Here is a 14,078-nt window from a genome sequence, read left to right on the forward strand (position 1 = left end):
ATTTTTACTGGAGGAACTTTTTCTTAAAATGATTGGGAGAATAGCCCGTTTTCGCCTTAAAGATCCTTGAAAAGGAATAGGCCGATTCAAAGCCCAGTTCACCTGCGATCTGTTTAACGGAAGCCCCGGAGCTCAACAGCAATGCTTTGGCTTTATTCAGCTTCAGCTGCAAAAAATACTGGTGGGGCGACATCCCGGTGTATAGCTTAAATGCCTTTCGGAAAAGCGAATAGCTGATAAAAAACTCACCGGCCAGCTTTTCAAACGACAGGCAGGAATTGATATTCGAATGCATCACGGACATTGCCCGGTTGATCACCGCTTCGTGCCTGTTCTTTTCATCAAAGTTCAGTTGCCTGGAGAGGGAGAATATTTTACCAAAGAGGTGCAGCAGCATCCCGGATACCAGCTGCTGGTAACCGGTCTTTTCGGACCGCGTCTGCTCGATCACACCGGTAAATAAGTTAATAACGGCCTCATTGGTTCCCAGGTAGTAGGTAGGTCTTTCCTTCGGAAAAAAATGATGGTCATAGATATTTTGCAGGATGTTGCCTTTGCACCCGATCCAGTATTCCTCCCAGCCCGTATCACTATTGGGTTTAAAGCGATGCCACTCATATGGATACAACATCAGCAGGGTGCCTGGCTTCACCGGCGTCAGCGGGCAGCTTTTTGATTCAAACACCCCTTCCCCGTTCAATATATAGATCAGCTGGAACTCATCAAAAATGCGACCGTCCTCCCAGTTAAAATAATGATGCGGAGGGTGGTCCCCGGGCGGATAGCGCTGCGCTTCCACGATCTTTGTGCACCCGACGTTCACAACGTATAAGCCCCAGCTCTTATCCACCTCGCTGACCGGAAGGTATTTATAGTAGTTGTTCATGTGTTCTCAAATTTATCAAAAAATACCCGTCAAAGATCATTTTTGATATGGACTCTGATCGCCCGGCACCGCATCTTTGTACCGGGTCCCGAAAGGACCGCCGTTCACTCCCGTTTAGCTTTTCCGGGATCATCGGTGATGCGGCAGATCGCTCTGTCGGAACAATCAACATTAACGTTAAAAGAAATGACTACAAAGACACGGACCTCCGTTTGGAACGGACACAGGAGAACAGGCAGGTTTCTTTCATGGTTACCCCTGCTATGCGCTGCCGCCCTGCTGCCTGCCGGAGCAGCAGCCCAATCCCTGATGCCCACCCGCGCCCCGGTTTCATTTGCAACCGTCAGCCGTAATTTCTCCAACCCGGGAAAAGAATTTCAAACAGCCCCTCTTTGGGTATGGAATACCAAAGTTACAACCGGCATCATCGACTCCATGTTGCAGGAGTTTAAAGCCAACGCTTTTGGGGGCGTATTTGTACATCCCCGCCCGGGCCTGGTAACAGAATACCTGGGCAACGAATGGCTGTCGCTCTATAAGCATACAGTTCAGAAAGCGGCAGCACTGGATATGCAGGTATGGATCTATGATGAGAACTCTTACCCCACCGGGTTTGCCGGGGGACTGGTCCCCGACCAGATGCCGGCGTCCTATAACCAGGGGCAGATGCTTCAGCTCTTCAGATCCGATACGATCCCCAAGGACAGAAATGCTTATTTTATCTGTTTAAAAAAAGAAGGCGACCACTTTACAGATATAACCAGCCGGGCCGCTACCGGTAACAAAGGCGATTACTACCTGTTCCGTAAACAGCGCTATGCTCCGCAGGCCGGCATGGTAGGGCCGCCTAACTACCCGCTGGTTGACCTGCTTGTAAAAGGCGTTACCGAAAAGTTTATTGATGTAACTTTTACTCCCTACAAAAAAGCATTTGGAGCTGCATTCGGCAAAACAGTGCCCGGTACCTTCTCCGACGAACCCAGTATTCCTACCCACGGCAACCAGACCACACGATGGACCCCGGACCTCTTTACAGCATTCCGTGAAAAATGGGGTTATGACCTGGTGCCACACCTGCCTTCTCTTTTTGAAGAAACCGGCGACTGGCGGAGGATCCGGCACAATTACCAGGAAACCCTGCTCCAGTTGTTCATCGACCGGTGGTCGAAACCAATGCAGGCCTTCACTCAAAAAAATAATTTAAAATGGACCGGCCATTACTGGGAACACGGCTGGCCCGACCCGGGTGAAGGCCCCGATAATATGGCCATGTATGCCTGGCATGACCAGCCTGGTATCGACATGCTGTTTAACCAGTTCGATGAATCCAGTCCCAATGCACAGTTTGGCAATATCCGCTCGGTAAAAGAGCTGGCCAGTGTAGCCAACCAGCTGGGCAAAGAGCGCACCCTCTGTGAGACCTACGGCGGGGCCGGCTGGGATCTAACCTTTAAGGATATGAAACGCCTGGGCGACTGGCAGGCAGCCCTGGGGGTCAACTTCATGAACCAGCACCTCGCCTGGATGAGCATGGCCGGTGCACGGAAATATGACTATCCTACCACCTTCTCTTACCAGAATTCCTGGTGGCCTTATTACCGGCCGCTGAACGAATACTTTGCCCGCCTCTCCTATGCGCTATCCCGTGGCATACAAAAGAACAGCGTATTGATCATTGAACCAACCACTACCGCATGGATGTATCACAGCAGGGTTAAAAGCAATGAACGGTTCTTTGAAACAGGCGCCCGGTTCCAGTCTTTCATAACCCGCCTTGAGAAGGCCCAGGCCGAATATGATCTCGGCTCTGAGAATATCATCAAAGATCATGGCACGGTTGATAGAAACCTGCTCCGGATCGGCCATGCATCCTATACAACCGTGATCATTCCTCCCGGGATGGAGAACGTAAACAAAGCAACCTATTTATTGCTGAAACGGTTTGTTGCCAATGGCGGCAGGCTGGTCCTCCTGAGTTCCTTAAGCTACATCAACGGGGCAGCCATGACACCCGGTGAGCGCTTCTCCCCCAACCAGCAGGGCGTTACCGTGTATGCGCAGCCCGATCCTTCATTCATGGAGCAGGTATTCCGTTCTGCAGATTTTACTATCCATATGGCCGCACCTGCCCCCGAAGGCGGCAGCCTCCTGCATCACCGGCGGATCATCAGTGATGGCCAGCTGTTGTTTTTATCCAATGCCAATCTTGCGCAACCGGCAACAGGAGATATAGCTATAAAAGGCAACAAGCACATCCTGGTAATGGACCTGAATACCGGTGCTATTCTGAAATACCCGGCCACCCGGCAGCAGCAAAGCACCCGCTTTACATTTGATCTTCCTCCTGCCGGAAGCATCCTGTTCTTCATTGCAGACAGGGAACAAAAGACCAGCAGCAGCTACCCCATCCCCGGCAACAACACAGAAGTTCCGGGTAGTACAATACAGGTACAGCGCCCGGCGGAAAATACGCTGATGATCGACTTCTGCGATCTCCGGATCAGGGGAAAGGAAAGAAAGGACATCCATGTAAAAGATGCCACCCAGCTGGCGTTTACAGACAACGGTTTCTCCCGGGATCCCTGGGACCACCAGATGCAGTTCAGGACCGATTTTGTGAAGCGGGATACCTTCTCCCGCGGCTCCGGTTTCACCGTGTTGTATCATTTCAATATTGATAAAAATGTAATCACCAAAAATTTCAGGGCAGTCATCGAGCAGGGACATCTTTGGAACGATATCCGGATCAATGGTCAGAAAGCTATACCCGGTAACGACTGGTGGCTGGACCGGTCCTTTACTGTTTTACAGGTGGGAGCTTACCTGAAACCTGGAGCCAATACCCTATCCCTTTCAATTGACCCGATGCGCATCTATGCTGAGATAGGGCCAGTGTTCCTCCTGGGAGATTACAACCTGGAGCCGGATATCAAAGGCTGGAAGATCGTTGCCCCGCGGGCATTGGCTACCGGCAGCTGGCGAAAACAGGGTCTTCCCATGTATGGGCACACCATCGTGTATCAGAAAACCTTCACACTCCAGGCTCCCGGGAGCGGTTATCTGCTCCGGCTGGATTCCCTGAAAGGTTCTGTAGCCTCTGTAACCGTAAACGGGAAGGGCGCCGGCATCGTGTACGCAGAACCGTACCAGCTTGATATTTCAAAGCTCCTGAAAAAAGGAGCCAATACGGTTGAGGTAAAAGTAGCGGGCAGTTTACGCAACCTGATGGGACCTCATTACAAATCATATCGTCCCGGGTATACCGGCCCCGATAGCTGGAACGGTGTAACGGAATACCCTTCAGGCAGCCAATACCTCCTGTTCGACTACGGGCTCAACGACATCCGCCTGTTCCGGTATCAGCAGGATTAAATAATCATTCTTTTATTTTAACGTTCATCATAAACAACATATGCAATCTACTGTTTTAAAAATCGGGTTATTGGGTATTGGCCTGGATGCATACTGGGACCAGTTTGAAGGGCTGCAGCAACGGCTGGAAGGGTACCTTGGTATTGTAGAAGAAAAGATTACCGCTATGCATACCAAAGTCATCAATGCAGGGCTGGTAGACACTGCAGACAAGGCTTTTGCCGCCGGCAGCCTGTTCCGCAGGGAAGAAACCGAGCTCATCTTCCTTTACGTGACCACCTATGCTCTTTCTTCCACCGTGCTGCCTGCGGTACAGCGCGCAAAAGTACCGGTCATCATTTTAAATCTCTCACCCGGGGCACATATTGACTATGACAGTTTCAATGCCATGAATGACCGCACCCAAATGACCGGCGAATGGCTGGCCTGGTGTTCCGCCTGCCCCGTGCCCGAGATAGCGAACGTGTTTAAGCGCACAGGGATACCTTTTCACCAGGTAACCGGTATGCTGCACGAAGATGAAGCCTGCTGGCTTGAGATACAGGAATGGGTTGACGCCGCAAAAGTGGCGCATACGATGGCCCACAACCGGCTGGGCTGCCTGGGGCATTATTACAGCGGCATGCTGGATATTTATACCGACCTCACCCGGCAGTATGCCAGTTTTGGCGGGCATATGGAACTGCTGGAAGTAGATGAGCTGTCTGCATTGCGCAAGCATGTTCCGGATAAGGCCGTTGCCAACCGGGTAGCGCTTTTCAGGGAAGCTTTTGAGGTGCAGCCGGATTGCCTGGAGAGCGAGTTAGAACGGGCTGCAAGAACATCGGTAGCACTGGACCAGCTCGTAGCATATTACCAGCTCGGTTCTATCGCCTACTATTATAAAGGCACGGGAAATACGGAAAATGAAGACACCATGAGCTCCATCATCCTGGGCAACTCCCTGCTCACGGCCAGGGGGATCCCGGTTGCCGGTGAGTATGAAATAAAAAATGCCCAGGCCATGAAGATCATGGATAGCTTTGGCGCCGGCGGATCCTTTACGGAATACTATGCCATGGACTTTAAAGACGATGTGGTGCTGATGGGACATGATGGCCCGGGTCACCTGGCAATTGCCGAGGGTAAAACAAAAGTGCGCCCGCTGGTGGTATACCATGGGAAAGTAGGCAAAGGGCTATCCGTTGAAATGAGCGTAAAGCAGGGTCCAGTAACCTTACTTTCAGTAGTAGAAACAACAGAAGGAAAACTGATGCTGCTGGTAGCCGAGGCAGAATCCGTAGCCGGCCCCATTTTACAGATCGGTAATACCAACAGCCGCTACCGGTTCCCGTCCGGGGCAAGAAATTTTGTAAATAACTGGAACGCGCACGGACCGGCACACCATTGTGCCGTAGGAATCGGGCATATTGCTTCCAAAATCGAAAAACTGGGCAAACTTTTAAATATTGAAGTAACCAATGTGGCTACCTGATAAATTTGAAAATGCAGGTTCTGTAGTAAGTGTAACACAGGATCCAGGCGTGTCAAAAGGCAATGGTGAAGGCGCATTGGGCAGGAACATGAACTGGCCGGAAACATGAAACTTTAAACCAGGGACCAAAGAAAGTTCATCAAACATATAACCGCCCCCAGGCTGAAACCCCAAAAGAGTGCGGCGGGTGCAAATTTTATGCGGCTATTTTATATAAGAGCCCGAAACTAACGGTTTTCACCCTAAGAACAATTATTTTTGTTCCCTTTAAACAGGCTCTTAATCAGCATCAATATGAAAGTAGTCATTTTTGCAGGCGGATTGGGCACCCGTTTATCGGAGGAAACCGATGTACGGCCCAAACCAATGGTGGAGATCGGGGGAAAACCGATCCTCTGGCATATTATGAAGATCTATAGCCATTACGGGTTCAATGAATTTATCGTATGCCTCGGGTACAAAGGCTATGTCATCAAGGAATATTTTACACAATATTTTCTGCGCAATGCCGACCTTACCGTTGATCTTGCCAGCAACTCGATCGCCTACCATGCCAGCGCCAGTGAGCACTTTAAGGTAACCCTGGTCGAAACCGGCACCCTTACCAAAACCGCCGGCCGTTTGCAACAGGTACAAAAATATATCGGCAATGAAGATTTTATGCTCACCTATGGCGATGGGGTCAGCGATGTGAACATCCCGCAGCTACTCCGCTATCATCAGCAGCACCATAAAATTGCAACTGTTACCGCCATCCAGATGGACTCCCGTTTTGGCGGCCTGGAGCTGGATGCAAACGACCATGTAGCGGCCTTTCGTGAAAAAGCCAAGGACGAAAGTAAGTGGATCAACGGAGGCTTCTTTGTGTTGAAGCCGGAAGTTTTCGGCTACCTGCAGGGCGATATGGACAATATGATGTGGGAAGACGAGCCTCTGGAACGGCTGGCGGACGACGGACAGCTGGCCGCATTCCGGCACACCGGGTTCTGGAAACCGATGGACGCATTGAGGGATAAGATCGAACTGGAAACGCTCTGGCAAAACAACAACGCAAAATGGAAAGTGTGGTAAATAAGACAACCCTGACCACAGCCTACTCCGGCAAAAAAGTGCTGATCACCGGGCATACCGGTTTTAAAGGCACCTGGCTGGCTTTGTGGTTAAAGGAGCTTGGCGCCCGGGTAAAAGGATATGCCCTGGCACCGGAAAATGAACAATGTATCTTTAATGTAACGCAACCATTCGCAGCCAGTGAAAGTATTATTGCCGATATACGCAACAAAGCAAAGCTGGCGGATGAAATAGCGGCCTTTCAGCCCGATTATATTTTTCACCTGGCGGCGCAACCTTTGGTGCGCCGGAGCTACGACATTCCCGCAGAAACGTTTGAAGTAAATGTTACAGGCACTGCCAACCTGCTGGAAGCCCTGCAAAAAGTAAACGGGGAATGTACAGTGCTGATCATTACCACAGACAAAGTATACGACAATAAAGAGCAGGATATCCTCTATAAAGAAGAAGATCCTTTAGGCGGCTATGATCCTTACAGTGCCAGCAAAGCCTGTACAGAACTGGTAGTTGCCTCATTCCGGAATTCTTTTTTTAATACAGCCGCCTACAGCAGCCATCAGAAGGCATTGGCCTCTGTAAGAGCGGGCAACGTGATCGGTGGCGGCGATTTCAGCAAAGACCGCATCCTGCCGGATATTGTAACCGCATTAAAAAACCAGCAAACGATCCTGGTACGCAACCCCGCGGCGGTACGTCCCTGGCAGCATGTACTGGAGCCGCTGGGAGGCTACCTGCTGCTGGCTTCACAGCTGCACCGGGAGCCGGCTTATAGCGGCGCTTATAATTTCGGACCAGAGCCGGCTGATCATCTCACCGTAAAAGAGCTGGCCGAACAGGCCATTGCCGCATGGGGCGGCGGCACCTGGAAAGATAACAGCAACCCGCAGGCCGTACATGAAGCCCACCTGTTGCAGTTAGATATAGAAAAAGCGAAACGGCAGCTTCACTGGCGCCCAAAATTAACGGCAAAAGAAGCCGTTAACTGGACCATCGACTGGTACCGGCAGCCCGCCGCCGCGGCTGCGTCCTTTACATTCCACCAGATCAACCGGTACATGGCATTATGATATTTACCCCCACACCTTTGTCCGGCAGCTTCCTGGTTACTCCCAGGGTTTTAGGCGATCACCGCGGATGGTTCATGCGCACCTTTTGCAGGAACAGCTTTGCAGAGATCGGCCATCATAAAGAATGGGTACAGATGAACCATTCCTACACAGCCCTGAAAGGGACCCTGCGGGGCATGCATTTTCAGCAGCCGCCTTATGCAGAGATCAAGCTCGTGCGTTGTATAGCAGGCGCCGCCTTTGACGTTATAGTGGACCTGCGGGAAAACTCGGCAACGTATTTGCAGTGGTTTGGAGCCGAGATCTCCGCCTCCAATAAACAAATGCTCTATATACCGGAGGGATTTGCACATGGCTTTCAGGCGCTTACAGATGATGTGGAGCTGGTATACTGCCATTCGGAGTTTTATACACCGGCGGCAGAATCGGGCGTACGGTATAATGACCCGAAGCTCCGTATACAATGGCCGCTGAAAGCAGTTGAAATATCGGAGCGGGACCTGCAGCATCCCTTGTTATAAGAACGGGAACCGGAATATTTTTGAAAAAAGAAATTATGAATTGCAGATTTTGTAAAACTGAACTGAGCAACGTATTTATTGATTTGGGCAACTCGCCGGCTTCCAATTCTTTTTTAACAAAGGAAGCCCTGGATGAGCCCGAAACCTTCTACCCTCTTAAAGTATATACCTGCCCGGAGTGCTTCCTGGTACAGGTGGATGAATATAAAAAATCGGACGCCATTTTTGACAGCAACTATGTGTATTTCTCCTCCTACTCTACCAGCTGGCTGGCGCATGCGCGGGCCTATGTAGAAAAAATGCAGGAGCGGTTTCACTACACTACCGGGTCCCTTGTTGTGGAAATTGCCAGCAACGACGGGTACCTGCTGCAGTACTTTAAAGAGAAAAACATACCCGTGCTGGGTGTGGAGCCTACTGCCAATACTGCAGCCGCTGCTTCGGAAAAAGGGGTTCCCTCGGTTGTTGACTTTTTTGGCGTACGTTTGGCCCGCCGGCTGGTAGCCGAAGGCAGGAAAGCCGACCTCCTGCTGGGCAATAATGTGCTGGCCCATGTGCCGGATATTGTAGATTTTGTTGGAGGTATGAAGATCCTGTTAAAGGAAAACGGGGTGATCACGATGGAATTTCCGCACCTGATGCAGCTGGTAGACAACAACCAGTTTGATACCATTTATCATGAGCATTTCTCTTACCTCTCCTTTTATACGGTGAAAAAGATATTTGAAGCCGCCGGCCTGGAGCTCTTTGATGTAGAAGAACTGCCAACCCATGGCGGATCACTGCGCATCTATGCCCGGCACCAGGAAGACCATAGCCGCCCGGTTGGTGCGCAGGTAGCCGCACTGCTTGAAAAAGAGAGGGCAAAGGGATTGCAGGGCATGCCGTACTATTCAGATTTCCAGGAAAGGGCATTCGGCATCAAACAGCAATTGCTGCTGTTCCTGCTGGAGCAGAAAAGATCCGGGAAAACGGTTGCCGCCTACGGTGCCGCCGCCAAAGGTAATACCCTGCTGAACTACTGCGGTATAAAAAACGACCTGATCGATTTTGTGGTAGACGCCAATCCACACAAACAGGAGAAGTACCTTCCGGCCAGTCACATTCCCGTAGTAAATGAAACGCAGTTAAAACAGGCCCGGCCGGACTTTGTATTGATCCTGCCCTGGAACCTGAAAGAAGAGATCACGAAACAGCTGGCCTATATTAAAGATTGGGGCGGACAATTTGTAACCGCCATCCCTTCATTGCAGATCACATGAGAAAGGTACTCGTTACAGGAGCTACGGGGTTCATCGGCCAATACGTTGTCCGGTCCCTGCTGAAGCAGGACGTAGATATTATAGCCACATCCCGGCACATCAGCCGTACCGGCCTCTTTGATCATCCCCGCATCCGGGTTCAATCCTTTGACCTGCATCAGCAAAACGGGGAACGTGATCTTTACGCCTATTTTGAGCAACCGGACGCGGTCATTCACCTGGCATGGGAAGGGTTGCCCAATTATAAAGAAGCCTTTCATCTGGAGGAAAATCTTCCTGCTCACAAACAGTTCCTCTCCAACCTCATCAAACACGGTCTGGGCGATCTTACGGTTACCGGCACCTGTTTCGAATATGGGATGCAGGAAGGGCGGCTCGATGAGACCATGCCCGCCCGGCCGGGCAACTCTTATGCAATAGCAAAGGATCTATTAAGAAAAGAACTGGAAAAATTGCAAACCGAAAAACCATTTTGTATTAAATGGACACGCCTGTTCTATATGTATGGCGCCGGCCAGAACTCCCGGTCCCTGCTTCCGCAGCTGGATGCAGCGCTGGAAGCGGGCGCGCCGGTATTTAATATGAGCGGCGGGGAACAAACAAGGGACTTTATGCCGGTAACAGCAGTAGCCGAGGCCCTTGTAAAAGTGGCTTTGCAGCAGGAAGTTACGGGTATTATCAATATATCCGGCAACAGGCCCGTAACGGTAAAACAATTCGTTTTGGATCACCTGCGATCCAAAAACCAGAAGATTCAGCTAAATTTGGGCTTTTACCCATATCCTGATTTTGAGCCCATGCATTTTTGGGGCGACAACAGTAAATTAAAATCAATCAAATAAAATCGATGAGCAACCCGATACAGGAATTTATACAGGAATGTAAGGACAGAGTAAACAGTTATGAGCAGAACGAAGCATTAAGAACTGCCGCTGCTGCCTTTAATACGGAATCCAACAAAGCGCAGTACTCCTATAACTTTAAATGGATGGGGCGCCCCATCATCCAGTACCCCCAGGACATGATCGCCATGCAGGAACTGATCTGGGAAATTCAGCCGGACCTGATCATCGAAACCGGTATTGCCCATGGCGGGTCCCTGGTTTTTTATGCCTCCCTGCTGGAATTGACCGGCAAAGGCGAGATCTTAGGCATCGATATCGATATCCGCGAGCATAACCGTAAAGCCATCGAAGCGCACCCGATGTATAAACGGATCAAAATGATCCAGGGTTCATCCGTGGACCAGGCAACCGCAAACCTTGTATACGAGGCTGCTGCCGGCAAGGAAAAAGTGCTGGTGGTGCTGGACTCTAACCATACCCATGAACATGTACTGGAGGAGCTGCGCCTTTATGCGCCCCTGGTTTCCCTCAACTCCTATATAGTCGTTTTTGACACCATCGTTGAAAACCTGCCCGACAATTATATCCCGGGCATCACCCGCCCCTGGAGCACCGGCAATAACCCCATGACTGCTGTAGATGCCTTTTTAGCCGAAAACGATCAGTTTGAGATCAATAAGGACATCGACAATAAGATCCAGATCAGCGTGGCACCGCGCGGGTACTTAAAAAGGGTTAAATAACCGTGAACGAAATGGAACAGCCGCTGATCAGTTTTTGCATGAGCACGTATAAGCGTCCGGACCTGTTGACGGCGCAGCTGAAGGGCCTCCTCCGGCAAACTTATCCGCACTTTGAGATCGTTATTTCCGATAACGATACAGACCGGTCCGGGCAGGCCGCCGCAGCGGCGGTGGCAGATCCCCGCGTCCGCTATTTTTCCAATGAGACCAACCTGGGTATGGTGGCCAGCTTTAATGCCAGCGTGCAGCGTTCGAAAGGGGCTTTTATCGTAATGATCACGGATGACGACCCCGCTTACCCGCACATGCTTGAAGACCTGGTAACGCTCATGAATGACCATCCCGGGTTTGGCGTTTACGGCGGGTGTGGCGACTGGCTGATCGAAAATGAATTTGCGGCTCAAACACTGGCACTGCCGGTGGGTGTCACCTCTCACCTGCTGGGCACCATGGAAGAAAATACTGTAAGGACCATACCGGGAAAAGACTTTGCCAACGCCTACCTGGATGGCTTTTTCTCGGGCACTTTTCTTTTATGGAGCTGTTTAATGGTAGAGCGTTCGGTAATGCTCCAGATCAAAGGAATGCCCGATTACGGGAGCGAGCTGTTAACAGATCATGCTTTTGTTATTGCGGCAGGTTCAAGGCAGGGAATGGTTTTCATCAACAAAACAATGGGCGGGCAGGTTGTTCATGGCAATAATTTTGGGTACGACATTTTCAGGCTTGAGCAAAAATACATACACACCCCCCAGTGGTTTTATAACTACCTCGAAGGGCAGCTCAACGGCCTGGAAAGCTGGGAAAACCTAAAACCCAAAATATGGAACTTCTCCGGCCGGTCCTGGGTTGAGTACAGTTTACAGATCGCCCGTGCCATGAAAACGCCGGCCCAGAAAAAAGCCTTCAAAAAGTTGTTGAACAAAGGTTTTTTCAATAAAAACATCCGTAAATGGAAATATAAATTTTATATCAAATACCGGTACCCCGGCTTGTTTAAGCTGCTGCTGTCATTGAAAAAACATTAATACCCGTTATTACATGCAGCCTTTTATTTCCATTTGTATACCCGCTTACCAGCGCCCGCAGTACCTGAAAAGATTGCTGGATAGCATCGCCGCACAGGATTTTGAGGACTATGAAGTGATCGTTACCGATGACAGCCCGGATGATACGGTTCAGGAACTTTGCGCATCTTATGGCCGGATCAGGCATTTAACCTACCATAAAAACCCAATACCATTGGGCACGCCATCCAACTGGAACGCGGCTATCAGGCAGGCAAAGGGAGCATGGATCAAATTAATGCACGATGACGACTGGTTTGCAGGTGCAGACGCCTTGCAGCAATTTGCTGCCTGTGCAAAAGCAAATGATGGTGCATTTATTTTTTCCGCGTATAACAACGTATACGAGCACAATAATGAGGAGCGCTCAATGTTCCCGGGGAAAACCAGGATAATGCAAACAATAAAAGAGCCTTCTGTAATCGTAGCGCACAACTTTATTGGGCCGCCCAGTACAACACTGCACCGTAACGACGGCAGGCACTGGTACGATCCCAGGCTAAAATGGCTGGTAGACATTGACATGTACCAGCGGAGAATGCAAACCGACCGGCTCGTTTATATCAACAAACCGCTTATAAAATTTTACGTCAGCGATACCCAGGTAACCGCCTATACAAAAAATGTGGGGGACGTTGAAGTTCCCGAGCATTTCTATTTTCTTGAAAAAACAGGTATCGCCAAACTGAAGAACCTGCTGGTATATGATTATAACTGGCGGTTTATCCGCAACTTTAATATCACCAACCAGGATCGTATAAAGCAATATGGTTATAACGGGCCCATACATCCCGTTATTACTGCTATGATCCGCACACAATCAAAGATACCGCGTGCCCTGCTGAACAACAGCTTTGCATCAAAAGCGCTGATGTTCCTGCATTATATCCGGAATAGAAAAAAGATCCGGTAACGGTCATCCCTGCTTAAAAGCGATACCGCACAATCCGGAAAACATCTGGTTGTTCTTAAATTCCCGGATCTTTTTATTTTTACCGGAATACCAGGCCAGCATCATCACGGGCAGGGAAAGCAAATAAAGTAAAAAACGTATCGCTTTAGGCCATGAGCTTCTCTTCAGCCAAATAGCATACGCATGCATCAATGCCTGGGTGTTTACCCCGTAGGCGTATAATTCCGCTACAGACAAACGACAATCTTTCATCATTTTATTGATCGCATAGGGGGTATACCGGTAAAAGTCAAACGGCGCCTCATGCAGGTACCATACAAACGGAACGGTAAAAACAATTTTTCCGCCGGGATGCAGGACCCGGTATATTTCAGACAAAACTTTTTCCGGGTACGGGCAATGCTCCAGCACTTCGGTCAATAATACAGAGTGCACACTGTTGTCCGGCAATGGTATGGTATAACCATCCCAGGTAATATCGGGCTTTATCGATTTATAGGTAGTGGCATCTTCCAGGTCCATACCCATATACCGGTCGATAGTGGCGCTGGCTTCAATATACCTGCGATACGGCATATAGCCACAGCCCACGTCCAGCAAGATACCGCTGAATGCCCCCATGGCATGAGTGATATGGTCCAGGATATTGGTTCTCGGAATGAACCCGTCTACATTCGGGAACCACGGGAACGCCGGTCTGAATTCTTTGTATACAAGCTCTTTATTATACTGCATCATTGTACTTTGTTCTTAAACAAACAGGTTCAAATTTAACATGGATTGGCTAAAACATCATTGCCGGTTATTAAGCCACTCCCAGGCAGCAGTTCGCAATGGGTTTTACACGATACACTTCC

At 49.9% G+C, this 14,078-nt stretch carries 13 protein-coding genes; 11 read left to right on the forward strand and 2 right to left on the reverse strand.

Annotated elements, in window-relative coordinates; translation table 11 throughout:
• Positions 1 to 4 precede the first annotated feature (4 nt).
• Positions 5 to 886: an AraC family transcriptional regulator gene (locus BLS44_RS22080; RefSeq protein ID WP_090392519.1), complete on the reverse strand. Its 882-nt coding sequence runs from the start codon at positions 884 to 886 to the stop codon at positions 5 to 7.
• 186 nt (positions 887 to 1,072) lie between these two features.
• Here BLS44_RS22080 and BLS44_RS22085 point away from each other — a divergent pair, with 186 nt between their 5' ends.
• From BLS44_RS22085 to BLS44_RS22130, 11 genes are all read left to right on the forward strand, one after another.
• Positions 1,073 to 4,258 (forward strand): glycosyl hydrolase, encoded by a 3,186-nt coding sequence (locus BLS44_RS22085; protein ID WP_090392657.1) that lies wholly within the window; start codon positions 1,073 to 1,075, stop codon positions 4,256 to 4,258.
• A 40-nt stretch (positions 4,259 to 4,298) separates the two neighbouring features.
• Positions 4,299 to 5,732, forward strand: a complete 1,434-nt coding sequence (locus tag BLS44_RS22090) for an arabinose isomerase (RefSeq protein WP_090392520.1) — start codon at positions 4,299 to 4,301, stop codon at positions 5,730 to 5,732.
• The gene (locus BLS44_RS27050; RefSeq protein ID WP_262492878.1) at positions 5,719 to 5,841 is read left to right on the forward strand and encodes a hypothetical protein; all 123 of its coding nucleotides are present in this window, start codon (positions 5,719 to 5,721) and stop codon (positions 5,839 to 5,841) included. Before BLS44_RS22090 ends, BLS44_RS27050 begins: the two co-directional genes overlap by 14 nt.
• 185 nt (positions 5,842 to 6,026) lie before the next feature.
• Positions 6,027 to 6,803: a glucose-1-phosphate cytidylyltransferase gene (gene rfbF / locus BLS44_RS22095; protein WP_090392522.1), complete on the forward strand. Its 777-nt coding sequence runs from the start codon at positions 6,027 to 6,029 to the stop codon at positions 6,801 to 6,803.
• Positions 6,788 to 7,870: a CDP-glucose 4,6-dehydratase gene (gene rfbG, locus BLS44_RS22100; RefSeq protein WP_090392524.1), complete on the forward strand. Its 1,083-nt coding sequence runs from the start codon at positions 6,788 to 6,790 to the stop codon at positions 7,868 to 7,870. Before rfbF ends, rfbG begins: the two co-directional genes overlap by 16 nt.
• Positions 7,867 to 8,391 (forward strand): dTDP-4-dehydrorhamnose 3,5-epimerase, encoded by a 525-nt coding sequence (gene rfbC, locus BLS44_RS22105; RefSeq protein ID WP_090392526.1) that lies wholly within the window; start codon positions 7,867 to 7,869, stop codon positions 8,389 to 8,391. The genes rfbG and rfbC overlap by 4 nt, the downstream gene beginning before the upstream one ends.
• A gap of 35 nt (positions 8,392 to 8,426) precedes the next feature.
• Complete coding sequence (locus BLS44_RS22110; RefSeq protein WP_090392528.1) at positions 8,427 to 9,653, forward strand: class I SAM-dependent methyltransferase; 1,227 nt, start codon at positions 8,427 to 8,429, stop codon at positions 9,651 to 9,653.
• Complete coding sequence (locus tag BLS44_RS22115; protein ID WP_090392530.1) at positions 9,650 to 10,495, forward strand: NAD-dependent epimerase/dehydratase family protein; 846 nt, start codon at positions 9,650 to 9,652, stop codon at positions 10,493 to 10,495. Before BLS44_RS22110 ends, BLS44_RS22115 begins: the two co-directional genes overlap by 4 nt.
• A gap of 5 nt (positions 10,496 to 10,500) precedes the next feature.
• On the forward strand, positions 10,501 to 11,241 hold the full coding sequence (locus BLS44_RS22120) for a cephalosporin hydroxylase family protein (protein ID WP_090392532.1): 741 nt from the start codon (positions 10,501 to 10,503) through the stop codon (positions 11,239 to 11,241).
• Positions 11,242 to 11,252: 11 nt separating this feature from the next.
• Entirely contained in the window at positions 11,253 to 12,269 is a 1,017-nt protein-coding gene (locus BLS44_RS22125; RefSeq protein WP_090392534.1) for a glycosyltransferase family 2 protein, read from the forward strand.
• Between the two features lie 13 nt (positions 12,270 to 12,282).
• Entirely contained in the window at positions 12,283 to 13,221 is a 939-nt protein-coding gene (locus BLS44_RS22130) for a glycosyltransferase family 2 protein (RefSeq protein WP_090392536.1), read from the forward strand.
• A 3-nt stretch (positions 13,222 to 13,224) separates the two neighbouring features.
• Here BLS44_RS22130 and BLS44_RS22135 read toward each other — a convergent pair whose 3' ends face one another.
• On the reverse strand, positions 13,225 to 13,959 hold the full coding sequence (locus BLS44_RS22135) for a class I SAM-dependent methyltransferase (RefSeq protein WP_090392538.1): 735 nt from the start codon (positions 13,957 to 13,959) through the stop codon (positions 13,225 to 13,227).
• Positions 13,960 to 14,078 lie beyond the last annotated feature (119 nt).

This window comes from Niabella drilacis (genome assembly GCF_900101395.1).
Taxonomy (GTDB): domain Bacteria; phylum Bacteroidota; class Bacteroidia; order Chitinophagales; family Chitinophagaceae; genus Niabella; species Niabella drilacis.